This is a genomic window from Ruegeria arenilitoris, assembly GCF_013030985.1.
GTDB classification, from domain to species: domain Bacteria; phylum Pseudomonadota; class Alphaproteobacteria; order Rhodobacterales; family Rhodobacteraceae; genus Ruegeria; species Ruegeria arenilitoris_B.
This window is the reverse complement of the sequence record NZ_WPYP01000002.1, coordinates 107398-131307: the sequence shown is the minus strand read 5'-3', so window position 1 is coordinate 131307 and position 23910 is coordinate 107398. Positions and strand designations below refer to the sequence as shown.

The 23910-nt window shown below is 59.6% G+C and carries 22 protein-coding genes; 6 read left to right on the top strand and 16 right to left on the bottom strand.

What is annotated here, in order from left to right:
• Positions 1-7 precede the first annotated feature (7 nt).
• From cobT to GOX88_RS06440, 7 genes are all read right to left on the bottom strand, one after another.
• Positions 8-1885, bottom strand: coding sequence for a cobaltochelatase subunit CobT (gene cobT / locus GOX88_RS06465; protein WP_170400377.1), 1878 nt, complete (start codon positions 1883-1885; stop codon positions 8-10).
• A 100-nt stretch (positions 1886-1985) separates the two neighbouring features.
• The gene (locus GOX88_RS23625) at positions 1986-2114 is read right to left on the bottom strand and encodes a hypothetical protein (RefSeq protein WP_302478178.1); all 129 of its coding nucleotides are present in this window, start codon (positions 2112-2114) and stop codon (positions 1986-1988) included.
• 377 nt (positions 2115-2491) lie between these two features.
• Positions 2492-3220, bottom strand: a complete 729-nt coding sequence (locus tag GOX88_RS06460; RefSeq protein WP_170400376.1) for a sulfotransferase family 2 domain-containing protein — start codon at positions 3218-3220, stop codon at positions 2492-2494.
• Between the two features lie 4 nt (positions 3221-3224).
• On the bottom strand, positions 3225-4211 hold the full coding sequence (cobS, locus tag GOX88_RS06455; protein ID WP_170400375.1) for a cobaltochelatase subunit CobS: 987 nt from the start codon (positions 4209-4211) through the stop codon (positions 3225-3227).
• Between the two features lie 146 nt (positions 4212-4357).
• Positions 4358-4963 carry a methyltransferase family protein gene (locus GOX88_RS06450; protein WP_170400374.1) on the bottom strand — a complete coding sequence of 202 codons (606 nt, stop codon included), beginning with the start codon at positions 4961-4963 and terminating at the stop codon, positions 4358-4360.
• 129 nt (positions 4964-5092) lie between these two features.
• Complete coding sequence (locus GOX88_RS06445; RefSeq protein ID WP_217354192.1) at positions 5093-5869, bottom strand: hypothetical protein; 777 nt, start codon at positions 5867-5869, stop codon at positions 5093-5095.
• 95 nt (positions 5870-5964) lie between these two features.
• Positions 5965-6591, bottom strand: a complete 627-nt coding sequence (locus GOX88_RS06440) for a J domain-containing protein (protein ID WP_170325717.1) — start codon at positions 6589-6591, stop codon at positions 5965-5967.
• A 107-nt stretch (positions 6592-6698) separates the two neighbouring features.
• Here GOX88_RS06440 and GOX88_RS06435 point away from each other — a divergent pair, with 107 nt between their 5' ends.
• Positions 6699-6953 carry a BolA family protein gene (locus GOX88_RS06435; protein WP_170400372.1) on the top strand — a complete coding sequence of 85 codons (255 nt, stop codon included), beginning with the start codon at positions 6699-6701 and terminating at the stop codon, positions 6951-6953.
• 17 nt (positions 6954-6970) lie between these two features.
• Here the strand turns inward: GOX88_RS06435 and GOX88_RS06430 are convergent, their stop codons facing one another.
• From GOX88_RS06430 to pepN, 6 genes are all read right to left on the bottom strand, one after another.
• Positions 6971-8323, bottom strand: a complete 1353-nt coding sequence (locus tag GOX88_RS06430; RefSeq protein WP_170400371.1) for a hypothetical protein — start codon at positions 8321-8323, stop codon at positions 6971-6973.
• A gap of 44 nt (positions 8324-8367) precedes the next feature.
• Positions 8368-8775, bottom strand: coding sequence for a DUF4177 domain-containing protein (locus GOX88_RS06425; RefSeq protein WP_170400370.1), 408 nt, complete (start codon positions 8773-8775; stop codon positions 8368-8370).
• Between the two features lie 142 nt (positions 8776-8917).
• Positions 8918-10429: an Asp-tRNA(Asn)/Glu-tRNA(Gln) amidotransferase subunit GatB gene (gene gatB / locus GOX88_RS06420; protein WP_170400369.1), complete on the bottom strand. Its 1512-nt coding sequence runs from the start codon at positions 10427-10429 to the stop codon at positions 8918-8920.
• Positions 10430-10499: 70 nt separating this feature from the next.
• The gene (locus tag GOX88_RS06415) at positions 10500-11759 is read right to left on the bottom strand and encodes a hypothetical protein (RefSeq protein ID WP_170400368.1); all 1260 of its coding nucleotides are present in this window, start codon (positions 11757-11759) and stop codon (positions 10500-10502) included.
• A 131-nt stretch (positions 11760-11890) separates the two neighbouring features.
• Positions 11891-12319, bottom strand: a complete 429-nt coding sequence (locus GOX88_RS06410) for a hypothetical protein (protein ID WP_170400367.1) — start codon at positions 12317-12319, stop codon at positions 11891-11893.
• Positions 12316-14868 (bottom strand): aminopeptidase N, encoded by a 2553-nt coding sequence (pepN, locus tag GOX88_RS06405; RefSeq protein ID WP_170400366.1) that lies wholly within the window; start codon positions 14866-14868, stop codon positions 12316-12318. Before pepN ends, GOX88_RS06410 begins: the two co-directional genes overlap by 4 nt.
• Before the next feature lie 203 nt (positions 14869-15071).
• Here pepN and GOX88_RS06400 point away from each other — a divergent pair, with 203 nt between their 5' ends.
• The 3 genes from GOX88_RS06400 to GOX88_RS06390 all read left to right on the top strand — a co-directional run bounded on the left by GOX88_RS06400 (position 15072) and on the right by GOX88_RS06390 (position 18654).
• Complete coding sequence (locus GOX88_RS06400) at positions 15072-17204, top strand: malate synthase G (RefSeq protein ID WP_170400365.1); 2133 nt, start codon at positions 15072-15074, stop codon at positions 17202-17204.
• 24 nt (positions 17205-17228) lie between these two features.
• Positions 17229-17654, top strand: a complete 426-nt coding sequence (locus GOX88_RS06395) for a GlcG/HbpS family heme-binding protein (RefSeq protein WP_170400364.1) — start codon at positions 17229-17231, stop codon at positions 17652-17654.
• 220 nt (positions 17655-17874) lie between these two features.
• On the top strand, positions 17875-18654 hold the full coding sequence (locus tag GOX88_RS06390) for a gamma-glutamyl-gamma-aminobutyrate hydrolase family protein (RefSeq protein WP_170400363.1): 780 nt from the start codon (positions 17875-17877) through the stop codon (positions 18652-18654).
• Between the two features lie 46 nt (positions 18655-18700).
• On the opposite strand, the gene GOX88_RS06385 is transcribed toward GOX88_RS06390, so the two are convergent.
• Positions 18701-20941, bottom strand: coding sequence for a xanthine dehydrogenase family protein molybdopterin-binding subunit (locus tag GOX88_RS06385; protein ID WP_170400362.1), 2241 nt, complete (start codon positions 20939-20941; stop codon positions 18701-18703).
• 3 nt (positions 20942-20944) lie between these two features.
• Positions 20945-21409: a (2Fe-2S)-binding protein gene (locus tag GOX88_RS06380; RefSeq protein WP_170400361.1), complete on the bottom strand. Its 465-nt coding sequence runs from the start codon at positions 21407-21409 to the stop codon at positions 20945-20947.
• Between the two features lie 100 nt (positions 21410-21509).
• Here GOX88_RS06380 and GOX88_RS06375 point away from each other — a divergent pair, with 100 nt between their 5' ends.
• Entirely contained in the window at positions 21510-22088 is a 579-nt protein-coding gene (locus GOX88_RS06375) for a TetR/AcrR family transcriptional regulator (protein WP_170400360.1), read from the top strand.
• On the opposite strand, the gene kynU is transcribed toward GOX88_RS06375, so the two are convergent.
• Positions 22081-23274 (bottom strand): kynureninase, encoded by a 1194-nt coding sequence (gene kynU, locus GOX88_RS06370; RefSeq protein ID WP_170400359.1) that lies wholly within the window; start codon positions 23272-23274, stop codon positions 22081-22083. The two genes, GOX88_RS06375 and kynU, sit on opposite strands and share 8 nt — an antisense overlap.
• Before the next feature lie 172 nt (positions 23275-23446).
• Here kynU and GOX88_RS06365 point away from each other — a divergent pair, with 172 nt between their 5' ends.
• A complete protein-coding gene (locus GOX88_RS06365) occupies positions 23447-23896 on the top strand; it encodes a methyltransferase family protein (RefSeq protein WP_170400358.1) in 450 nt (149 codons plus the stop codon).
• Positions 23897-23910 lie beyond the last annotated feature (14 nt).

Below are 23910 nucleotides of genomic sequence, written 5' to 3'. Positions count from 1 at the left end.
GCCAGCCTCAGCTGGCCCTCTTCATTCCCATCACGCGGGCCCGGGCCCGTGGATCGCTGTCGAACAGTGCCGCCAGTTGCTCGGTCATCGCACCTGCCAGCTGTTCCACATCCGTGATCGTCACCGCGCGGTCATAGTAGCGGGTCACGTCATGTCCGATCCCGATGGCCAGAAGCTCCACCATCTTGCGCTTTTCGACCATGGCGATCACATCACGCAGGTGTTTCTCCAGATAATTCGCGGGGTTGACGCTGAGTGTTGAATCGTCAACCGGCGCCCCGTCCGAGATTACCATCAGAATCTTGCGCTGCTCGCGCCGCGCCAGCATCCGACGATGCGCCCATTCCAGCGCCTCACCGTCGATGTTTTCCTTCAGCAGGCCCTCTTTCATCATCAGACCCAGATTGGGTCGTGCCCGACGCCAAGGGGCATCGGCCCCCTTATAGATGATGTGGCGCAGGTCGTTCAGACGTCCGGGTTGCTGAGGACGGCCATCGTTCAGCCACGCCTCGCGGGCTTGACCGCCTTTCCACGCGCGAGTGGTGAAGCCCAGAATCTCGACCTTCACGTTGCAACGCTCCAGCGTCCGCGCCAGAACGTCCGCGCAGATTGCCGCAATCGAGATCGGACGGCCCCGCATCGAACCGGAGTTGTCCAGCAGCAGCGTCACCACCGTATCGCGGAACTCTGTATCCTTTTCGACCTTGAAGCTCAGCGGAGTGGTTGGGTTCGCCACCACGCGCGCCAGACGGCCAGCGTCCAGAATGCCCTCCTCGCGGTCAAATTCCCAAGATCGGTTCTGCTGCGCCTGCAGGCGACGCTGAAGCTTGTTGGCCAGTCGGCTGACCGCGCCTTTCAACGGCTCTAGCTGCTGATCCAAATAGGCGCGCAGCCGTTCCAACTCGGCCGGTTCGGCCAGATCCTCGGCGGCGATCTCTTCGTCATAGGTGTTCAGATATACCTTGTAATCCGGATCGGCCTCGGATGCGGGCGGCGGGGCAGGCGGCTCCAGCGGAGCCTCGCCTTCGGGCATCTCAGCCTCTTCGCCCATCTCCTCATCGGCCATCTCGTCCATCGAGACCTGGGCCTGAGACTGGTCCTGCTGTTCTTCCTGGGTCTGCTCAGGGGTCGCGTCAGCGTCCTGTTCATCCTGATCGTCCTGGCCGGTGCTGTCGGGATCGGGCTGTTCCTCTGCGTCTTCCTCGGCCTGATCTTCCTGCTCGTCGTCCAGTTCATCCGGGTCGTCGCCCAACTGGTCGCCATAGCCCAGATCCTTGATCATCTGCCGCGCGAACTTGGCAAATTCGGCTTGATCCGAGAGGGTTTCATCCAGGTTTTCCAGCGTCCCGCCAGCCTGTTCCTCGATGAACCCGCGCCACAGGTTCATGATGTTTTCAGCCGCCGGAGGCAGGTCGCGCCCTGTGGCCAGATGGCGGATCAGATAGCCCGCGGCAACGGCCAGAGGCGCGTCGGCAGGCTGCTTGCACTGGTCATAGCCACGACGCAGCGCCTCGTGCCCGATCTTGACGTCGATATTGCTGGCCGTCCCGGGCATGTCCCGCGCGCCCATCGCTTCGCACCGGGCGACTTCCATCGCTTCATAGAGGTCCCGCGCCATGTCGCCCGGAGGCGCATAGCGTGCATGGGTCGCATCGTCGTGATACCGGCGCTGCAACGCCAGCGCATCCGCCGTACCACGCGCCAGCAGAACCTCTTCGCGGGTCATCCGGCGACTGACCTGCGGCAGGCGCATCGATTCACCCGACAGGCCTGACGGATCGACCGTGTAAGAGACGTTCAGTTCCGGGTCGTCAGCCATGACCTTGGTGGCCTCGGCCAGAGCCTTCTTGAACGGATCGGCGGGGTTGTCGTTGGGTTTGCTCATCGGCGGCAGGTCCGGACTTGTTCTGTTCGGGCAACCTAGAGCCATTCCGGGGACTTGACCATAGGGCCAACCCCGTTTTCCCATGAAACCAGCGCGGTGCTTACAGCAGGACTTCGCGGCATTCGGAAATCCGGAGCCCAAGCTGCCGTTTCGCACCTGCGGCAGTTCGTTCGTCAAAGCTGTAGCCCATGTCGGCCAGCAGATGGGCCACCTCGACCCAGTCCCGCACGGGCCGACTGCCTCAACCCTTTCGGACAGGGGCCAGAGGAAAATTCTGTCCAGCTTAAGGTCGAATTCCTTCTGCAGATCGGTAACCGACGCGACCTGTTCTTCCATCTGATGCGTTGACGTTTGGCCAGCGTCTCGAGCCATCCGGAGCACTATGTAAACAGCTCGATGCGGTAGATGTTCCGGCGGGAAGCACCTGCAACGGCATTGAACTAGTCAGTGTAACGGCAGAGGCAATTAAAGAAGCACTTTGAAAACGACATGCTTCGAATGTCTCACGGGCAATGCTTGTATATACAAACGCTTGCGCGCAATAACTCAACCGGTTGTGAAAACACCACACAAAAGGGGTGCCGCGCCGAACAGTCGCGTTTGCGCCTATGCGTACAGGTTGAACCACCTTGAAACGCTTTCCAACACACCTTTCAGACCAGTCGCAGGAAAGAACTCCTGATCTTTACCGTGATGTGAATCCAGGACGGTTTCCGCCAAACGGTCCATTTGACCGGCATTCAGTGCAGTCGGATTGTTGACAGCGCTCGAATTCACCTTTTCGGCGGGAATGTCGGTCAGATCGAACCCGTTTTTCCGCCCGAACCTTTTCAGCCCACTTTGCAGATTCGCAAAATTCAGCAGCGAAACACTTGCTCCGGATGCGTGCAGGGCACTGGTGTTGAGCATCAAGCGCGCCGGGATATTCTGGGTGTCGAGCAGATCCGAGATGGAATGGTTGGACGACACAAGCGCCTCAAATTCCTGCAGATTGATGGGCTCGTTGCGGGCGTCGAGGTCAAAGCCTCCGCCTTCCTGTTCGCGCATCCAGCGGTGGGGGGAATAATACAATGAGATCATTCGCTCGACCGGGGGACGGGCAAAGGCATAGGCTGTATAATTGGCAAAGGCCGGGCCAATCAATTCACTGTATTCAGCCAGCGTCTGATGTTTGGTCTTGGTCGCGTCGCCGGCCAGCTCAAACCGATCGGCGCCGTCCTGATGACCGCTGGTGACCATTGAATCGCCGGAAAACCGCAGGAAACATCGAGTGAAGAAGTTCCCTCCGGTCTTCGGGACGTGGACAAAAACGCATTTTTGTTCGGGAAAGTGCAAGTGTTTAACCCAGGCTTGCGCTTGCTGCGCTTTCCGGCAGTTCCTCGTCAAAGCAACGCTGATAGAACTCGGCCACGGTCTGACGTTCCAACTCGTCGCACTTGTTCAGGAAGGACAGGCGGAAGGCGTAGCCCACATCGCGGAAAATCTCGGCGTTTTGGGCCCAGTTGATCACGGTCCGGGGGCTCATCACTGTGGACAGGTCGCCGTTCATGAAGGCGGTCCGGGTCAGGTCGGCAACGGTGACCATCTGGCTCACGGTCTTGCGGCCCTTTTCGGTGTTGTAGTGCGGCGCCTTGGACAGAACGATCATCGTCTCGGCATCGTGGCTGAGGTAGTTCAGCGTCGAGACCAGCGACCAGCGGTCCATCTGCGCCTGGTTGATCTGCTGCGTGCCGTGGTACAGCCCGGTTGTGTCACCCAGACCCACGGTGTTTGCTGTGGCGAACAGGCGGAAGTTCGGGTTCGGCGTGATGATCTCGTTCTGGTCCAGAAGGGTCAGCTTGCCGTCATGCTCCAAAACGCGCTGGATCACGAACATCACGTCTGCACGGCCTGCGTCGTATTCGTCGAACACGATGGCGACCGGGTTGCGCAGGGCCCAGGGCAGAATGCCTTCGTGGAACTCGGTGACCTGCTTGCCGTCGCGCAGCTTGATCGCGTCTTTACCGATCAGGTCGATCCGGCTGATATGGCTGTCCAGGTTCACGCGGACGGCGGGCCAGTTCAGACGGGCAGCGACCTGTTCGATATGGGTCGATTTACCAGTGCCGTGATAGCCCTGAATCATCACCCGACGATTGTGGGCAAAGCCTGCCAGAATCGCCAGCGTGGTTTCGGGGTCGAACTTGTAGGTGTGGTCGATGGCGGGGACGCGATCACTTGCCTCGGCGAAGCCCTTGACCGCCATGTCGCTGTCAATGCCAAACACCTCACGGACCGAGATATCCTCGGTGGGTTTTGCGTTGATATCAATCGATCCGTCAGCCATGCGCGTCGTCCTTATCCTTTGGCCCGTATTGCCGGGTTTGAACCCGTGTGTGGTGCAACATATTGCGGGCAAGGGCAAGGGAAAGCCGCGCGTGCCGCGGCTTCGGTAAATCTTTCTTTGAAACTGGCCTTATCGGCGCGCTTTGATCAGTCGAGAATTGCGTTCCGCACCCGGATCAGGCTGCGTTCGTCCACAAAGCGCGGGGTGGATTGCATGTAGTCCCGGAACGCCTGACCATAGCCCTGCAGCAACCAGCGTTCCTCGTTCAGGACAAACATGAAATAGATCACGAACAGCGCCGCAGCCAGGCCCAGCGTCATCCACGATCCGCTGGCGATGCCCAGTCCCACCGTAGCCAGCACCGAGGTCACATATTGCGGGTTGCGCGAATAGGCATACATGCCGCCGGTCACCAACCTCTCGCTTTCGCAGTAGGTGTTGTCGAGACCCAGAAAGCGATAGCCCCACAACGTGATCCCGAAAGACAGCAGCATGACGGGTACGCCGATTGCATAGCGCAACCAGTGACCCCAGCCGTTCATCCAGACCTCGGACAAGGCGAATATAACAGTCGCGCCGCAGAACAGCCGGAACAGACCAAAGGCCGTGTGGTGCCGCCAACCGCTGGCGCTGGGCCACAGACCCAGATGCGGTAGACGCAGGTTAAGGGCGAGGTAGCCGCTAAGTAGCAGGGCCGAAGTGATGGCAACCAAAAGAACATTCGCATGTACGAAAGAAATGAAGTGTTCCATACCGTGTTCCATAGGGGAAAGTTCACAGGTTGGATGTGGGCAAAAGGGCCCACTCGTGGAACATGGCGTAACAAGCATTTGTAACAGGGTGAGGACGGTGAAGAGGTGCAGAAGAATGAAATGCCGAGCTTATCCGCTTATGTTCCAGTCGGCGTTGTTTTCGATAACGCTAGCTATGGCCAACGCCTTCTCTGACAGGTTCTGTGGAGTGTTCTCGTCGAGTGCAAAGCGAGCAACCCTGTCGTACAATGCTTTAGACGTATAGAATTCGAAGGCTTTCGTGTTGCCCGGGCTTTCCCAGAACGCGGTGATCCAGACGGATTCGCGCCCTGGAATGCAATGCGTGCACCAGTCGTGCCAAAAACGTTGTACCAATATCGGGTCTGGTGTAGCGGCAACCTGTTCAAACAGTACCTCTTGGGACCACCCCGCCAAGCCAAACATGCAAATAGTGTCGTCCAGATAGCAATTGTCTCGCCCGATTTCGCGTTTGAGATAGGCGCGCTGAAACCGATCCAGAACCTGCCATTCATTGGTGGACCAGTTGTCCGGGTTTCCGGTTTCAAACCGGTTCAGGCTGACCTCCAACCCGACGCTGGCAAGGTCTTCGTCCACGGCCAGAACTTCGAGTATCCGGGGCAGGAGGTAACCCCATGTCGCCTTGGCAATACCCTTCGGATCGTACGCGGCGAAAAACCAGTCCTGCAGATAGTGAAGAGGAAGTTCTGCAATCGGGGGCGCGAAAAAGTCCGCCTCGAAATCTGCTTCCATGCAGCAGCCTTCACAGACTTCGATGCTGGGAGGTTTTGAATAGGCAAAGACCCTGTACGCATCGTTGATGATGTCAGAAAATGGATGATCCGGCTTTATCTTTGCCTTCAGCGGTTTTTGCTGTTTTCGCGCCATGGGCTTCGTATCTCGAAAGGCCCAGGCGGGTGATACCGCCTGTTTCATCCACGCAAGGTACGAAACTCGTTTTGTCGCGTAAAGGTTTGCAAGGCTTATTTAAAATTCCGGCTGTCCTTGATCTGATCCCAGGCCCAGACGACCTCTTGCAGCTGTTCTTCCTGAGACCGGTCGCCGCCGTTCATGTCAGGGTGCAGCACCTTGATCAGCTTTTTATAGGCTTTGCGCACCTCAGCCTTGGTCCAGCTGTCCTTGGCCTCGAGAATCTCGATCGCGCGGCGTTCGGTGGGGGGCAGGCGGCGACCGCCGCCACCCGAGGTGCGGCCCTTGTTCTGCGTGCTGTTTGCGCCCAGCACCTGATGCGGGTCCTCGATGCCCAGACGGGCCCAGGCGCGCGCCTCAGGATCGCCCATGGGCTTGGTCTCACGCTCCCACACTTTGTCCTTGGAGCGTTGCGCGTTCAGTTCGGCCTCGGTGGTGCCGTCGAAGAAGTTCCATTTCTGGTTATACTCGCGCACGTGCTGCTGGCAGAACCAAAAGAAATCATCCAAAACATCCGGCGCTTTCGGCGCGCGGAACTTACCTGGCTCGTTACAGCCTTCGTGGTCACAGATACGGACCGAGGTCTCAGACGCGCCCGACATCCCCCGACGCCCGCGCGGGTTCTTTTTCTTGGCGCTGGAGACGGACATATCGAATCCGAAAGGGTCTGATTTCGTCATGCTGTGATCCTTAAGAACGCATCTTCTCGACTCGGAGGCAGCAGTTTAATCTAAGCAGCCGAAAGTAGAAGAGGGGGGCGGTAAAATTTTTACCGCTGAGCGAAAAAATGACCGTGACTGACGAAATCCGAACCCGCCTGCAGGCGGCATTTGATCCGCGCGAGCTGGAAGTTGTCGACGACAGCGAAAGCCACCGTGGCCACGCGGGCTATCAGGACGGTGGTGAGAGCCATTTCAACGTCCGTATCCGCGCCAGCGCGTTCGAAGGCCAGTCGCGCGTCGCCTGCCACCGTGCGATTCACAAGGCGCTGGGCGATATCGTGCCGCGCATTCACGCCCTGGCGCTGGATATCGGGTCCTAGGCGGTAAATCTGCCAAGCTACTGGCAGGTTTGCCCGGGATCAAATTCCGGGTCGGGCTCAAAGGCGGCCAGCAGTGATTTGGTTCTCAGGGTGAGCATCTTTCCTGTAAATCGGGAAAGATACGCTGCATCCGCGTTTTTTGCACGCAAATGGGTCCGTACCGCCACATGGTCATTGATCCAGCGGAGCGTCGTAACATCGCACCCTTTTGCGGTCTCACAAGCCCCGGTCCAGACGCCTGACAGATCGTTTTTGGCAGAGTTCAATCCTTTGAACGGCGGACAAGGGAAGGTCTTGGTGATCCTGCAGTCGCTGTTCGCCGGATTTTGACGTTCGAAATCGGGTTGTGGTTCAAAATAGAACACCAACTCATTCACGCCTTCGGCGATCTGCGCATCAGAGGTGTTTTGCCAATTGGCTCCCGGTGACTGTGACCATGAGCGTGTGTCGACGACCGAAATACTGTCTGCGTCGCGCTGCAGTATCTCCACCTCTTCGCCGAACAGGCGAAAGTTACGTGCCGCAATGTCGAGGTTTTCTGCAGCCCAGATGTTTGCTTTTTCCTTGGTCGTCGCGACAACATTTGCATGAGCTGCCGCGGCGTTCTGCATAGCGATACCGGGCTGGACCTGCGCTTTCTCCAGGCTTCGCAGAATGTACTCTATGTGTTGCACATTCTCGATCCGACCCCGCATTTCGCCGAGATACCGCGCCTTGATCTGGTCATCCGCATCATCCGGGATTTCGAACGAGGCTGGCGTCCAGACGAGATCGGCGGTCAAACCCCACTTGTTTTGCAACGGAAGGGCATTTGCCAATAGATCGTTTAGCGAAATGGTCTCTTCCGAGTTTGTCTTTGTAGACGCAGAACTTTCGGGTTCGGGATGAAACGTTATGTCGATGCCCGCAGCTTCAAGTTCCTCAAGTGTCTCTTCAATACTTTGCGCAATATCCTCAATCGCTGTTTGGAAAGCGTTTACGAGTTCCGGGTTCGAAATGCTGTGAATCGCGCCCAGAATCATCAATCCGGATCGGGCAGCATCGCGCTGTTCTTTGTCAGGTAATTGAAAACTCAGTGTGGTGGTCAGGTTTGAGTAACCGTTGAGGCAAGTCCAGGAAAACTCAGGATTCTTTTGCCAGTCAGTATTTGCGTTGACGAAGTCTTCGTCGCCGCAGGCAACCTGATCGGGTCTGTTGAGAATGTCGTGCAGCCATTGCCAGACCGTCGCACGGTTCTCCTGCAATTTGGCTGCGCTTTCAGACCATTCGGCCTCAAGACATTGCAGGTCTGTGACGGGATCGGCGACGGCCGCATGCGCCATCAAGGTGACAGCCAACAAAGGCATTGAAAAGAAAAATGCGGGTTTCACTACGGCTAGTAAATTCGTGCAAATATAAGAGGATGGAAGGACAGCTAGGGCGTTTTTTCGTCGTCTGGCTTCTCGGACTCCCTTTCAGCCCCTCTCAAAGACAGCGGAGGCTCTTTGGCTTCTTCGGCAATCGGCGCGGGAGGCGAAACCGTCTCGGGGCCAGGAATAGGCTTTGCCTGCGCAGTATCTTCATCAGACCGCGTTGAAACAAAGTCAGCTGTGACCTCACGCCGGAACACCAGAACATTGCGCCAGTTCACGGTCGAACCGGTCAGGCCCACGCGTTCCTCGCTGGGCAGCAGTTCGGCACGCTGATATTCCCAGCCGTCCTGACCCATCTGGTTCAGAACCTGTTCAACCGATGCGGCAAACCGGCCCTCTGCGGTTTTCTCACCCTTGGCCTTGATGCCTTTTTGCGGGGCGGGGACAACTTTGTATTCGTAGCGCTGCATCGGATCTTCCTGGTGGTCGGTTCCCGGCAATCTAACATGCTGGAGATTTTGGGAAAGTCATCTTCGCGCGGAAACTGGCGGAAAAGAAAAACGGCGGGGTTTTGCGCAAACCCCGCCGTCAGCATTTCGTACCCTAATCGGTTTACGAACCCAGCTTTTGGCTGACCAGTTCGTTGACCGCCTTCGGGTTTGCCTTCCCGCCGGTGGCTTTCATCACCTGGCCGACGAACCAGCCTGCCAGTTTCGGGTTCACCTTGGCCTTTTCGACCTGTGCCGGGTTGGCGGCGATGATCTCATCCAATGCGGCCTCGATGGCGCCGGTGTCGGTCACCTGCTTCATGCCACGCTCTTCGACGATCTGCGCCGGGTCACCACCTTCGGTATAAACGATCTCGAACAGGTCCTTGGCGATTTTGCCCGAGATGGCGTCCGAGGAAATCAGGTCGATGATTGCACCCAGTTGCGCCGGGGAAACCGGAGATTCGGTGATGTCGTGATCTTCTTTCTTCAGGCGGCCGAACAGTTCGTTGATCACCCAGTTCGCGGCCAGTTTGCCGTTGCGGCCCTTGGCGACCTCTTCGAAATAGGCAGCCGATTCCACTTCGGCGGTCAGCACCGAGGCGTCATAGTCGGTCAGGCCAAACTCGCTGATAAACCGGGCTTTCTTGCCGTCGGGCAGTTCCGGCAGCTTGGCGGCGATGTCATCCACCCATGCCTGCTCGATCTCAAGCGGCAGCAGGTCAGGGTCGGGGAAATAGCGGTAGTCATGCGCTTCTTCCTTGGACCGCATCGAGCGCGTCTCACCCTTGTCCGGGTCGTACAGGCGGGTTTCCTGATCGACCTTGCCGCCAGCTTCGACGATGGCAATCTGACGACGGGCTTCAACCTCGATCGCTTGCTGAATAAAGCGCATCGAGTTCATGTTCTTGATCTCGCAGCGCGTACCCAGATGCGAGAAGTCCTGCGTTTCCTGATACTTCTCATAAGCACCCGGCAAACAGATCGAGACGTTCACATCCGCCCGCAGGTTGCCGTTTTGCATGTTGCCGTCGCAGGTGCCCAGATAGCGCATGATCTGGCGCAGCTTCGCGATATAAGCGGCGGCCTCTTCAGGGCCACGGATATCGGGGCGGCTAACGATCTCCATCAGGCAGACGCCGGTCCGGTTCAGGTCGACGAAGGACATATGCGGGTCCATGTCGTGGATCGATTTACCCGCGTCCTGCTCCATGTGGATGCGTTCAATACGGACCATGCGCGCGGTGCCGTCGCCCATCTCAACCAGCACTTCGCCTTCACCTACGATGGGGTGGTAGAGCTGCGAGATCTGATAGCCCTGCGGCAGGTCAGGGTAGAAATAGTTTTTGCGGTCAAAGGCCGATTTCAGGTTGATGTCCGCCTTCAGGCCCAGCCCGGTGCGCACCGCCTGTTCCACGCAATACTCGTTGATGACCGGCAGCATCCCCGGCATCGCCGCATCCACGAAGGCCACGTTCGAGTTCGGCTCGGCCCCGAATTGGGTCGACGCGCCCGAGAACAGCTTGGCATTCGATGAGACCTGCGCATGCACCTCCATCCCGATTACCAGTTCCCAATCGTGCTTGGCCCCGGCAATGGTTTTGGGTTTGGGCATTTCGTATGTCAGGTCGAGCATGGCGCGCCTCATTTCCGCAGAAGTCTAAGCCTGCGTATTAGGCCCGGCAGTGGCTAGGGGCAAGGGGGAATCAGTGCTGAGACAGGCGCAGGCCCGACGGCGTGAAGGTCACGTCCATACCGCTGCGCAGTTCCTCGCGGAACAGATCGCCGATGGCGCGCAGGGCCTGGCGCTGGCCGCGGGCCGCAAACCGTTCGGCCGAGTTGATACGGACCGAGTTGTTGAACCCGCTCGCAGCGTGCGCCCAGATCAGCGGGTGCAATTCGGTCATGTGGTCTCGGATCAACCAGTTGGCGGCCTCGTGAATTTGCAGACGCACCAGATCGGCCTTGTCGTTCAGGCCCTGTCCGCTCTGGATCGTGATGGCGCAATAGGCCGACAGCATGTTGACGGTCTGCTGATCCGGGCGGCGGTGCAGAATGTCGTGGAGCCCTTCCAGAAAATACTCGACGTCCAGCCGTGCGCACGCCTCTTCATCCAATGCGATGGCGTCAAACTGGACCCATGTATACCCGCCGGCGCCCCAGACATCGTGCGTGCGGGCCGCGTTGCGCAGGGCCTGAACCTCAAGCTCTTCGTAGCTGCCGAACCAGCGCGGCAGAAGATGGGTGCCCATCGCCCGCATATGGCGCTGGTTGTTCGGGTCCAGCGTGATCAGCCGTTCGTACTCCTCGGCCACGCGCAGGTCGGTTTTGCGCTGACCGGCCATCAGTGCGCACGCGGCTGCGGCAACCAATGGGCTGTCCGGCGCGGCTGTACGGCACTTCGGCAAGAGGGCTGCGGCCCGGTCGAAATGCGCGGCACAGCGCGACCGGTGCAACGGAGGCAAAGTGGCATCCGTCGCGGTTCCGCGCCACGCCCAGGCCAGGTCGATATGCGCCAGGGCGACCACCAGGAAGATCATCGGATCATCGGGATGCGCGCGCATTTCGTCTTCCAACTCGGAGATACCGCCCAGCAGGTCATATTCGGACAGGGCAGCCCCGTCAGACAGGGCGTGTTCGACCGCCAGAACAACATCGGACCGGGCCCCAAAGGCCAGCAGATCCGCAATTGGCATCCCGTCAGGCGCAGTAGTACGGGATTCGTCTGCGGCACGCATCTGTCGGGACAGTTCGGCCCAGCGGTCCTGCCTGGCCAGCGTCCGCCCTTGTTCAATGGTGTCGCGGGCAATCAGGTCCTCGGCACGGGCACGGGCCAGCGGAATATTCAGTTGCCCCGTGTCCGGCAGACCAGCCGCCACAGCACAATCGGCTGCGCGCATGTCCTGCGTAAACTGACGGGAAGGCAAAGAAGAACGGGCCTGACGCGCCCTGAAAAACCGAAACATGGTAAAACTCGAAACCGAAACAAACAGATAGGCTGACTTGAGATTTTGGCTGAAATTCACCTCAAATTCAAGCTTTTTGCGGGGTGGGAGGGGCTGCGCCGGGTGAATGGCATCCTTTTGGACACATTGTTTCAGAAAACGGTGAAATGATGCCGCTCGACCCGGAAACCAACCTCTTGCAGGGTGATTTCAAACTCTTTGTGGGGTGGCGTGGACTCGTCAGGCAGCCGAATCCGCTTGCCCGATGCCAGCACCAGAGAGACGCGAACCGAGAAATCCCAGCGGGTGTCGAACCGGATATAGTCGATATCCGCGAGAGGGATTTCGCCCTCACGATTGCCCGAGAACCACTTTATCCGGTCGTGATCCAGCGTCATCCCCGCGCGCGTGCCATGCACGACATCCCACAGTGCGGGCAGGGTGGACAGGGCCAGCAGCCCGACCAGCCACCACGCGGCATCGAACAGGATCAGCAAGGCCGCCAGCGCCGCGTAGACACAGATCAGGATCAGGATCGTGCGCGGCGTCCGATTGTGGCGCGTGAAGGTGAACGGGGTCATGCGTCGAGGATTCGGGTCACCATTTCCGTGGTATCGCGCGACAGATCCGGCGTGTCGGAGATGCGGGTCAGTTGAGTTCGGATCAGGGCCTGACGATCGGCATCATAGCGTTTCCAAGTCTGGAAAGCCGTGCACATCCGCGCCGTTGTCTGCGGGTTCACCGGGTCCAGCCGGATCAGCCAGTCCGCCAGCAAAGCATATCCGGACCCGTCCGCATGATGGAAACCGGCATGGTTCATGGCCAGCGCCCCCATGACCGCACGAAAGCGGTTGGGGTTTTTCCAATTGAAATCAGCGTGCTCGGTCAGAGCGCGAGCGATACCCGCAGTGGCCTCGGGGGCGGCCGTTGTCACCTGAAGGCCGAACCACTTGTCCATCACCAGTCGATCATGCTGCCATTGGTCATAAAACGCGGCCAGTTCCTGCTGGCCCGTTCCGGCGCGCAACAGGCACGAAAGGGCGGCCAACTGGTACGTCATGTTGTTGGCGGCCGCGTATTCCTCGGCCGCTTTGGAGCCGCCATCCAGCCGCGACGTCAGATACAGCGCGGCCCCACCAAGCGCGCGTTTGCCTGCCTGATCAGCGTCGGGGCTGAACGGCGCGTCGATCAGGGTCTCGCTGTGCAGCCGGGGCAACAGGTCCTGTACATGTTGTGCTGTTGCCTGCCGCAGGGTTTCAACGGCCCTCCAGATCGCCATCGGGTCGGGGGTTTCTCCGGCTTCGAACTGTGCGGCGGCCAGTTCGGATTGGGTCGGAAGGCCCAGCATCAGTGAGCGATAGGCCGGGTCCAGATCGCCGTCGCGCAGCACGGCCAGAATGCCGTCCAGATAGTCGGTGCCGGGTGCGCTGTCTTCGCGGATCATGCGCAGCAGCGTGTCCTCTGCCAGCGACCGTCCGGCCTGCCAGCGATTGAACGGGTCGGTGTCGTGGGCCAGCAAAAAGGCGCGCTCGGCATCCGTGTGGTCGTGCTCCAGGATGATCGGCGCCGAAAAATCGCGCAGGATCGAGGCCACTGGCTTGGCGGCCAACCCGGAGAACTGAAAGCTCTGTTCGGCCTCGGTCAGTTCCAGAATTTCGCTCGCGCGGACTTCATCCCCATTGGGGCCTAGCAGGCCAACAGCAACCGGGATCACCTGAGGCAGTTTTTCGGCCTGGCCGGGGGTCGGTTCGGTGCGCTGCGACAGGGTCAGGGTGTAGGTGCCGTCCGCGTACTCCTCGGCCACGGCCACGCGCGGGGTGCCGGACTGGCTGTACCAGCGTTTGAATTGGGTCAGATCACGGCCCGTCGTATCCTCGAACACCTTAATCCAGTCTTCGATGGTGCAGGCCTGCCCGTCATGACGGTCGAAGTATAGGTCCAGTGCCTGTGTATAGGCCTCATCCCCCACCAGCCGTTTCAGCATCCCGATCACCTCAGCGCCTTTTTCATAAACGGTAGCGGTGTAGAAGTTGTTGATTTCCTGAAAACTCTCCGGTCGAACGGGGTGTGAGAGCGGCCCGTTATCCTCGGGGAACTGCCGCGCCCGCAGGTCGATGGCATCCTGGATGCGTTTTACCGAGTCCGACCGCAAATCGGAAGTAAATTGCGCGTCGCGGAAGACAGTCAGGCCCTCTTTCAGGCACAGTTGGAACCAGTCGCGGCAGGTGATGCGGTTGCCGGTCCAGTTGTGGAAATACTCGTGCGCGATGATTGCCTCGATCCGTTCGAAATTGGCATCGGTCGAGGTCTCGGGGCTGGCCAAAACGGCCGATGAGTTGAAGATGTTCAACCCCTTGTTCTCCATCGCGCCCATGTTGAAATCATCCACGGCGACGATGTTGAACACGTCCAGATCGTATTCACGGCCATAGACGTCCTCGTCCCATTTCATCGACTTCTTCAGTGCCTCCATGCCGAAGGCGCATTTGCCCTCGTCACCGGGGCGGACCCAAAGGTTCAGTTCCACATCACGGCCCGACATGGTGGTGAACTGACCGGGGTGGGCGATGAGGTCGCCAGCGACCAGCGCGAACAGGTAGGCCGGTTTGGGCCACGGGTCGGTCCATTCTGCCCAACCTTGGCCTTTGCCCGTGGGGTTGCCGTTGGACAACAGCACCGGAAGGTCCCCGTTGATGCGCACGGTGAAGGTGGACATCACATCGGGGCGGTCGGGGTAATAGGTGATCTTGCGAAAGCCCTCGGCCTCGCACTGGGTGCAGTACATGCCGTTCGACATATACAGCCCTTCAAGCGCGGTGTTGTTGGCAGGGTCGATCTCGACCACGGCCTCCCAGACAAAGGGCGCGTCGGGGGCGTCTGCCGTCAGGCCCTTGTCGGTGACCTCGGGGGTGATTTCTGCCCCGTCGATGACCGCGCGGATCAGGGTCAGGTCTTCGCCATGCAGGAAAAAGGTGGGGTCGGTGGCCTCGGGGTTTGGCCGGAAGGCAATGCGAGAGGTGACGCGGGTGGCGTTTGCGGCCAGATCAAATGTCAAATGCACACTGTCCACCAGATAGCCGAACGGCGTGTAGTCTTTCAGGTAGATCGTCGTGGGGGCAGCGTCGCGCATCGGGGGCCTCGCATCAGTTGGTTCGGCGCGACGTTAGGGGCTTCGCCAGGTGGCTGCAACCGCAGCTTCTTTGCCTTGCTGTTTTTGAAGCAGTTTCGCGCAAATTCGAAGGGTCTGAACGTGGCGTTGAAAGTTGCCTATCGGAAACAATCAGCCTAAATGCTGACGGCATACAGTGGCGCACAATGGCGGAGAGACACCAAATGAGCATCAGGCAGGCACGCAGCGGACTTCAGATCGATACGGTTCTGGCCGAGTTTATCGAAGGCAAGGCCCTGCCGGGAACCGGTGTCACGGCTGATACGTTCTGGGATGGTCTGTCGCGGATGGTTGCCGAGCTGGGCCCGAAGAATCGAGCGTTGCTGGCCAAGCGGGAAAAGATTCAGGTGCAGGTGGATGCCTGGCATCTGGATCGTAAAGGTCAGGCGCATGACCCCGCCGCCTATCAGGCTTTTCTGCGTGAGATTGGGTATCTGGTCGATGAGGGCGCGGATTTCCAGATTGAAACCGCCAATGTTGACCCCGAGATCGCGCTGATCCCCGGTCCGCAATTGGTTGTGCCCATCACCAACGCCCGTTTTGCGCTGAACGCTGCCAACGCGCGCTGGGGCAGCCTGTATGATGCGCTTTATGGCACCGATGCGATGGGCGATCTGCCCTCTGGCAGAGGCTATGACGCAGAACGTGGCGCACGTGTGATTGCGTGGGCCAAAGGATTTCTGGACGATGCCGTGCCGTTGACCAACGGGTCTTGGGCGGATGTGTCCGAGCTGCGGGTTGAAAACGGAACACTGACGCCTGCTCTGGCCGACCCGACGCAGTTTGTCGGTTTCGGTGAGGCAGCAGAGCAGCCAGACTTCGTGCTGCTGAAGAACAATGGCCTGCACATCAAGATCGTGATCGACCCGTCCAGCGATATCGGTGCCTTCGACCCGGCGGGTATCGCGGATGTTCATCTGGAATCGGCCCTTTCGACCATCATGGACTGCGAGGACTCGGTCGCCTGCGTCGATGCCGAGGACAAAGTCGTTGCCTATGGCAACTGGCTGGGCCTGATGAAAAGCGATCTGACCGAAGAAATGACAAAAGGCGGCAACACCTTCACCAGAAAACTGGCAGGCGACGTGGACTACACCACCGCCAACGGCAACCAAGCCACGCTGAAAGGCCGCTCGCTGATGCTGGTGCGCAATGTGGGCCACCTGATGACCAACCCGGCCGTTCTGGACGCCGAAGGCGATGAGATCGGCGAGGGCCTGATGGATGCGCTCTGCACCACTCTGGTCGCAATGCACGATTTGGCTCGTGAAGGCGGAAACTCGGTCACCGGGTCTGTCTATGTGGTGAAGCCCAAGATGCACGGTCCGGAAGAGGTGGCGTTCTCGGTCGAGATTTTCGATATGGTCGAAGACATCCTCGGCCTGCCGCGCAACACCGTAAAGCTGGGCATCATGGATGAGGAACGCCGCACCTCGGCCAACCTCAAGGAATGTATCCGCGCCGCGAAATCGCGCGTGGCCTTCATCAATACCGGTTTCCTGGATCGGACGGGGGATGAGATTCATACCTCAATGGAAGCTGGCCCGATGTTGCCCAAGGGCGACATCAAGAACACGCCGTGGATTGCCTCTTATGAGGATCGCAACGTCGATATCGGTCTGGCCTGCGGCCTGAAGGGTAAGGCGCAGATCGGCAAGGGGATGTGGGCGATGCCCGACCGGATGGGCGACATGCTGGATGCCAAGATCGGCCACCCGCAATCCGGCGCCACCTGCGCCTGGGTACCGTCACCGACCGCCGCGACCCTGCACGCGACGCATTACCACAAGGTCGACGTTCTGGCCCGTCAGGACGAACTGGCCGCGGGTGGTGCCCGTGGCACGCTGGGCGATCTGCTGACCCTGCCGCTGCTGGGTGGCCGCAACCTTGGCGATGACGAGATCACGCGTGAGATCGAGAACAACGCGCAAGGCATTCTGGGCTATGTGGTGCGTTGGGTCGATCAGGGCGTGGGCTGCTCGAAAGTGCCCGACATCAACGATATCAGCCTGATGGAAGACCGCGCGACCTGCCGGATTTCCAGCCAGGCGCTGGCCAACTGGCTGCACCATGACGTTGTCTGGGAAGAACAGGTCATGGCGGCGATGCGCAAAATGGCCGCTGTGGTGGACCGCCAGAACGAAGGCGACCCCGCCTACATTCCAATGGCGCCTGGCTTCGACGGCATCGCCTTTCAAGCCGCCTGCGATCTGGTATTCAAGGGGCGGATCCAACCCTCGGGTTATACCGAGCCGGTCCTGCACGCCCGCCGTCTGGAGCTGAAAGCCAGCCTTTAAACCCGAATACAGAGAGGAAAGAACATGGCAGTTACTCTGCGCAAAGCCCGCACGATCATTCGCAAAACGCTGGAAAAAGGCCGCGAGATGGAGCTAAAGCCTCTGTCCGTTGTGGTGCTGGACGCAGGCGGCCACGTGATCGCGTTTGAGCGTGAGGACGGTGCGGCCCCCGGCCGATTTGCTATTGCCCATGGCAAAGCCTACGGCTCGGTCATGCTGGGTATGGCGGGTACGGCGCAAATGCAGAGGGCCGAAGCGCAGGCCTATTTCATGGCCGCTGTGAACGGCGTCTATGGCGGACAAGTTGTACCGGTTCCGGGCGGCATTCTTCTTCGCGACCGCAAAGGCGCAATCATTGGAGCTGTTGGTGTAACCGGCGATACCTCGGACAATGATGCGACCGCAGGAGTGACCGGAATTGAGGAGGCAGGTCTGATCGGAGAAATCTGATCTCGACCGGCCTTCATTGGTGGGAAAGGGCGGTTTCCGGGATATTTTTCCGGAAATCCAGCTAGTGCCGAAACAGAGTTCTGGAGAAATCAAAAAAATCGGAACGCTGTGTGCGTGATTGAACACGTCCTTGCGCTGTCATGCAGGGCGTGTTCTGTTGCACGTTTCCATTGCTGCGGATAGCTTTCCTGTTAAGCAAAATAACTGCAAGGAATACGGAATGTCTCGGCCCGTCGTCGGTATCATCGGCAACTCTTACCTCATGAACGATGAATACCCGACCCACGCGGGTGGTACTATGAATTCTGAAGCTGTGGCCAACGTTTCGCACTGCCTGCCGCTGCTGATCCCGTCTGATCCGCGTTATGTCACGGTCGAGGAATTGCTTGAGGTCTGCGACGGCTTTCTGCTGACCGGCGGGCGGCCGAATGTGCATCCCGAGGAATATGGCGAGGACGCCACCGACGCGCATGGAGAATTCGACCGGGCGCGGGACGCGATCACCTTGCCTCTGGTCCGGGCCTGCGTGGAACGCGGCCAGCCGTTCATGGGCATCTGCCGCGGGTTCCAAGAGGTCAACGTGGCGATGGGCGGGACGCTCTATCCGGAAATCCGCGATCTGCCGGGCCGGATGAACCACCGGATGCCGCCGGACGGTACGCTGGAGGAGAAATTCGCCCTGCGCCATGTGGTGGCATTGAACGACGGTGGCGTGTTTCACCAACTGTTCGGTGCTCCCGAGGTGATGACCAACACACTGCACGGTCAGGGCATCAAAACCGTCGGGCAGCGCGTCGTGATTGACGGGCACGCGCCTGATGGCACTCCCGAGGCGATCTATATCAAGGACGCACCTGGATTTACCCTGTCGGTGCAATGGCACCCGGAATGGGATGCGATCAACGATCCTGTCTCGCGGCCACTTTTTGAGGCATTCGGCGCGGCCGTACGTGCTTGGGCGACAGGATCGGACGCCGGGTTGATGCAGCAAACGGCGTGAATTTCGCGCCGGCCCGTAAGAGAGGGACCGGACCGGCGCAACGCGATCAGACCAGCAGGTTGAACTGATTGATCAGTGGTAGGGTGCGGGCGCGTTTTCCGGTCAGGTCGAACAGAGCATTGCCCAAGGCGGGCATGGACGGTGGCGTGCCGGGTTCACCCGCGCCACCCATATGACGGTTGGTTTCCAGCACCCTGACTTCGACCTGCGGCGCGGTGTGCATGCGCAGCGCGTCATAGTCGGGGAAGTTGAACTGCTCGACCTCACCCTCGGCAAAGGTGATCTCGCCATAGCAGGCTGCAGACAGACCGTACATCATGCCGCCGAACATCTGCGCCTTGACGTTTTCGGGATCCAGAGCCAGCCCCATGTCACAAGCAATCCACGCCTTGTTGATGCGGATGGTACCGTCTTCGTCGACCACTTCGATCACCTGAGCGACCGGAGTGCCGAAGCTGTAGGTGAACGCCACGCCGCGCCCGACACCATCCGGCGTTTGGCCGGTCCAGCCCGACATCTCTTTGACAGCTCCCAGGCAGCCCGCCGAAGGCGCGTGCTCGGATTTCATCAGTTCCAGTCGGAATTCCAGCGGGTCCTGACCGGCGGCGTGGGCCATCTCGTCCATGAAGGTTTCATGGAAGAACCCGTTGTGGCTGTTGCCGACCGAGCGCCAGAATCCGACGGGGACGTCAAGCTTGGCGATGTGGCCGCTCATCCGGTAATTCGGCACCGCGTAGGGTTGGTTGAAAAAGCCTTCGACCAGCACCTTGTCCGGGCCTGCGCCGGGCATTCCAGTGTACCGCGTCACTGCCTGTTGGGTGCAGGATTGCGCCGCCACCTTGCCGTCGATCAGAACCGCTTTGCCGTCCTGCACTGCTCCGCGCATCCGGGCGATGGCGCCGGGGCGGAAGTAGTCATGGCGCATGTCCTCTTCGCGGCTCCACGTGGTCTGAACCGGAGTGCCAGGCATGGCCATCGCAACCTTGGTGGCGATATCACCAAAGTCCAACTCACCCCGGCGACCAAAGCCACCGCCTAGATAGGTGGTGTGGATTTGCACGGCTTCGGTATCCAGGCCGGCTGTGTTGGCCACACGAAAGCGGATCAGGGTCGGGGCCTGGTTGCCGCACCACAGTTCCAAAGCGTCACCGGTATAAAGCGCGGTTGCGTTCATCGGTTCCATCGTGGCGTGAGCCAGATAGGGCAGACGATACTCTGCCGTGATCTCTGTCGCACCCTCGGGCGTTACATCGACATCGCCGTCATCGCGCATGGTCGAGTTTGGGGCGCCGTCAAATGCCTCGGCAATCTTGGCAAAGATACCATCCGTGTCGGGCGGATAGGGGGCGTCACCCCAATCAACGTCGATGGCCTCGACCGCCTGATTGGCGAGCCATGTGTTGTTGGCGATCACCGCAATGCCGGTGCCCAGATCGACAATCTTCTCGACCCCCGGCATGGATTTTGCGGTACTGTCATCGAAACCGTTCATTGCGCCGCCCAGCTTGGGGTTCATGCGGACGGCAGCAAATTTCATGCCGGGCAGGCGGACGTCCACACCGAACTCAGCTGTCCCAGTCACCTTTTCGACCATGTCCAGACGCGGCTGGGTCTGGCCCAGATAGCGCCACTCGGACGGATCACGCAAAGGTGCCTCGATCGGCTCAAGCTTGGCGACATCGACGGCAAGCTCGGTATAGGGAATCCGGTCTCCGTTTGCGGCGACGACGTGGCCCGAGGCGGTTTTCAGCTCGCTGCGATCCACGCCCAACCGGTCAGCTGCGGCCTGTTTCAGCGTCTCGCGAGCCGAGGCTCCGGCCTGACGCATCCGCTCGAACCCGTCTTTCATCGAGGTCGACCCACCAGTGACCTGCAGACTCAACGCCTTACCGAGCACACCCAGCGCCTCGCCCAGATTGTGTTGGAAGTCTGAGATGTCATAACCCTTGTTGGGCAGGCTTTCCCCCATCAGGGCCGAGTTGTAATAGGCCGCTGCCGCCGGACCGTGCAGAACGGTGATCTGGTCCAGATCCACGTCCAGTTCCTCGGCGATCAGCGCGGCCCATGTGGTTTTGACCCCTTGGCCCATCTCAGCGCGTGGAGCGAAGAGCGTCACGCCGTTCTGGTCTATCAGGACAAACGGGTTCAGCGCCGCCTGACCTTCACCGGGTTTCAGCGGGTTTGCAGCGGGGCGGCTGACGTAATAGGCGCCGAACGCCACGCCGCCGACAATCGCGGCGGAACCGATCAGGAAGGTGCGGCGGAGGATTTTTCCAACAGACGCCATCGTTTACGCCTCCTTCAGTTTAGCAGCCGCGTCATGGATCGCGGCGCGAATACGGGGGTAGGTGCCGCAGCGGCACAGGTTGCCTTGCATGGCTTCGTCGATTTCTTCGTCCGAGGGGGCAGGGTTTTCAGCCAGCAACACAGCGGCCTGCATGATCTGGCCTGACTGACAGTAACCACACTGCGCCACCTGATGATCGACCCAAGCCTGTTGGAGCGTGCTCATCGCACCGGGCGAGCCAATCCCCTCAATGGTGGTCACATCGCCCCAGACATCCGACAGCGTCACCTGGCAGGACCGCACGGCCTCGCCATTGATATGCACGGTGCAGGCTCCGCAGGCGGCCACGCCGCAGCCGAACTTGGTTCCGGTCAGGCCGACTTCATCCCGCAGCACCCAAAGCAGGGGGACGTCATCGGGCAGGTCAACCTGATGTTGCTTTCCATTGATCTTCAGGGCGGTCGCCATGGCGCACCTCATCTAGCTGTGGCAGGTTATGTGACATAATTGGCTTAAAGTGTCAGTATGTCAATTGACAAAATGTACAAAAAATGTCACGAGTTCTATCATGGTGGAAACAGTTGACGATTCACGGCAAAAGGCGATCCTGAATTCTGCTTTTCAGGCCTTTGCCACTTATGGATTTCGAAAAACCTCGATGGATGACATAGCGCGCGGGGCGGGAATGTCCCGGCCAGCCGTCTATCTGCATTTCAGGAATAAAGAAGCGATCGTCAGCAAACTGACCGAGATTTATTATGCCGAGAAAAGCGCGGCAGTCGCCGAAGCTCTGGCAGCTTCAGGGTCGGTGTCCGACGTTCTGGCCCGCGCGATAAAAGCCCAGACCGAGGGGATGGCAACGATACTGGCCTCACCTCATGGGCTCGAGATGCTGGACAATACCAAGTCCATGGCGGCCGAGATCATCTCGGAAGGTGAGGCCAGGATGGCGGGCCTCTATGCCGATTGGTTGACGCAACAGGCGCAAGCCGGGCGGGTGCGCCTGCTGGCCGATGCGGTCGAGACCGGTCGGACGATCACCGCCACGCTCAAGGGGCTCAAGCTGATTGGGGCCGGGGCCGAGGTCTATGAACAGCAGGTGGCGCAGGTCGCCGCGCTGATCGGCGCGGGGCTTGAGGTCAGGTAACCCGCTGGCGCACCTTGTATTCCGGTGCATCCCACAAACGGTTCTGCATGATGTCGGTCAGGATTTCGACGGCGCGCTCCACATCCTGTTCGTCGATGTAAAGCGGCGTGAACCCGAACCGCATGATATTGGGTGAACGGAAATCTCCGATCACGCCGCGGGCGATCAGGGCCTGTATGGCGGCGTACCCGTCAGCAAACCGGAACGAGACCTGACTGCCGCGCTGGCTCGGATCGCGCGGGCTTGCCAGTTGCAGTTCGGGGCAAGCGGCTTCGACGCGAGCGATGAACAGCTCGGTCAGGGCGATGGACTTGGCGCGCACATCCGCCATGTCCGCCATGTCCCAGATATCCATCGCCGCCGAAAGAGCGGTCATCTGGATGATCGGAGGGGTGCCAACCCGCATTCTCTCGATCCCGCTGCCCGGGCGGTAGTCCAGATCAAAGGCAAAGGGGGCCTCGTGCCCCAGCCATCCGGATAGGGCGGGGCGCGCACGATCGGCCAGACGCGGGGCGACATAGATGAAGGCGGGCGCGCCGGGGCCGCCGTTCAGGTATTTATACGTACACCCGACAGCGAAATCGGCATTGCAACCGGACAGGTCCACAGGGATCGCCCCGGCGGAATGGGCCAGATCCCAGACGGTCACCGAGCCGTTGGCATGGGCCAGTTCGGTCAGCGCCTTCATGTCGTGCATACGGCCACTGCGATAGTCGACCTCGGTCAGCATCAGGACGGCGACGTCTTCAGTGATGTGAGCGGCCACGTCCTCGGGCGCGACAACTCGCAATTCGTAACCCGGCCCCAGCGACTTCAACAGGCCGTCCACCATATACAGGTCCGAGGGGAAGTTGCCGTTATCCGAAAGGACAACCTTGCGATCCGGGCGCAGCTCAAGGGCCGAAGCCACGGCCTGATATACTTTGATCGACAGCGTGTCGCCGGTCACAACCGTTCCGGGTTCCGCGCCGATCAATCGGCCGATACGGTCGCCCAGCCCGGTCGGCAACGCCATCCACCCGGCCTTGTTCCATCCGGTGATCAGCATCTGGCCCCATTCGTTGACCAACATCTGGTTCACCCGATCAGTGGCGGCGCGCGGCAGCGGACCCAGCGAGTTGCCATCAAGGTAGATGACGCCCTCGGGCAGATCGAACATGGCTTTGGTCGCAGAGAAATCGGTCATCGGGGGGCTCGCCAGACTGTGTCACGAATTGGTGGTGTTCTTCGAACTATCCGATCCGCATTTGCCTGTCCATTGATGCGACATACTGAGCTTTTGCCAATTTGTTCCGAAAACGGTAGGACATCGTCCGGAAGCGACACTTTTTTCGCTTCGTCAATTGCGGAGAGTGAACATGCGCCGGATCGACTTACCGCCTGTCTGGCTGGTTGGATTTGCTTTGCTGGCTTGGCTGCAAGCGCGCCATTTTTCGCTGGGGCTGTCTTTGGACAGCGGCGTTACCGACCTGCTGAGCGGCATCCTGATCGGGGGCGGTATCCTGTTCGCAGTCCTGGCAATCGTCGAATTTCGCCGTCACAAAACGACGGTCATCCCGCATGAAACGCCCTCGTCTTTGGTGCAAACGGGTATCTACACCCGCAGTCGCAACCCGATTTACGTGGGCGATGTTCTGATCCTGGCCGGGCTTGTTCTGCGGTTTGATGCGGTGTTGTCTCTGATTTTGGTACCTGTCTTCGTGTGGGTACTGGAACGCCGCTTCATACTGCCCGAAGAAGACCGCCTGCGCCGCACATTTCGCGCGGATTTCGCTCGATACGAGCGTAAAACCCGCCGGTGGATTTAGAGTGGCCCATGTCA

Excerpts from the sequence above, each read along its gene's own strand:
- cobT (WP_170400377.1), bottom strand. The coding sequence starts at position 1,885 with ATGAGCAAACCCAACGACAACCCCGCCGATCCGTTCAAGAAGGCTCTG.
- cobS (WP_170400375.1), bottom strand. The coding sequence starts at position 4,211 with ATGGCTGACGGATCGATTGATATCAACGCAAAACCCACCGAGGATATC.
- GOX88_RS06450 (WP_170400374.1), bottom strand. The coding sequence starts at position 4,963 with ATGGAACACTTCATTTCTTTCGTACATGCGAATGTTCTTTTGGTTGCC.
- GOX88_RS06445 (WP_217354192.1), bottom strand. The coding sequence starts at position 5,869 with ATGGCGCGAAAACAGCAAAAACCGCTGAAGGCAAAGATAAAGCCGGAT.
- GOX88_RS06440 (WP_170325717.1), bottom strand. The coding sequence starts at position 6,591 with ATGACGAAATCAGACCCTTTCGGATTCGATATGTCCGTCTCCAGCGCC.
- GOX88_RS06435 (WP_170400372.1), top strand. The coding sequence starts at position 6,699 with ATGACCGTGACTGACGAAATCCGAACCCGCCTGCAGGCGGCATTTGAT.
- GOX88_RS06425 (WP_170400370.1), bottom strand. The coding sequence starts at position 8,775 with ATGCAGCGCTACGAATACAAAGTTGTCCCCGCCCCGCAAAAAGGCATC.
- gatB (WP_170400369.1), bottom strand. The coding sequence starts at position 10,429 with ATGCTCGACCTGACATACGAAATGCCCAAACCCAAAACCATTGCCGGG.
- GOX88_RS06415 (WP_170400368.1), bottom strand. The coding sequence starts at position 11,759 with ATGTTTCGGTTTTTCAGGGCGCGTCAGGCCCGTTCTTCTTTGCCTTCC.
- GOX88_RS06410 (WP_170400367.1), bottom strand. The coding sequence starts at position 12,319 with ATGACCCCGTTCACCTTCACGCGCCACAATCGGACGCCGCGCACGATC.
- pepN (WP_170400366.1), bottom strand. The coding sequence starts at position 14,868 with ATGCGCGACGCTGCCCCCACGACGATCTACCTGAAAGACTACACGCCG.
- GOX88_RS06400 (WP_170400365.1), top strand. The coding sequence starts at position 15,072 with ATGAGCATCAGGCAGGCACGCAGCGGACTTCAGATCGATACGGTTCTG.
- GOX88_RS06395 (WP_170400364.1), top strand. The coding sequence starts at position 17,229 with ATGGCAGTTACTCTGCGCAAAGCCCGCACGATCATTCGCAAAACGCTG.
- GOX88_RS06390 (WP_170400363.1), top strand. The coding sequence starts at position 17,875 with ATGTCTCGGCCCGTCGTCGGTATCATCGGCAACTCTTACCTCATGAAC.
- GOX88_RS06385 (WP_170400362.1), bottom strand. The coding sequence starts at position 20,941 with ATGGCGTCTGTTGGAAAAATCCTCCGCCGCACCTTCCTGATCGGTTCC.
- GOX88_RS06380 (WP_170400361.1), bottom strand. The coding sequence starts at position 21,409 with ATGGCGACCGCCCTGAAGATCAATGGAAAGCAACATCAGGTTGACCTG.
- GOX88_RS06375 (WP_170400360.1), top strand. The coding sequence starts at position 21,510 with ATGGTGGAAACAGTTGACGATTCACGGCAAAAGGCGATCCTGAATTCT.
- kynU (WP_170400359.1), bottom strand. The coding sequence starts at position 23,274 with ATGACCGATTTCTCTGCGACCAAAGCCATGTTCGATCTGCCCGAGGGC.
- GOX88_RS06365 (WP_170400358.1), top strand. The coding sequence starts at position 23,447 with ATGCGCCGGATCGACTTACCGCCTGTCTGGCTGGTTGGATTTGCTTTG.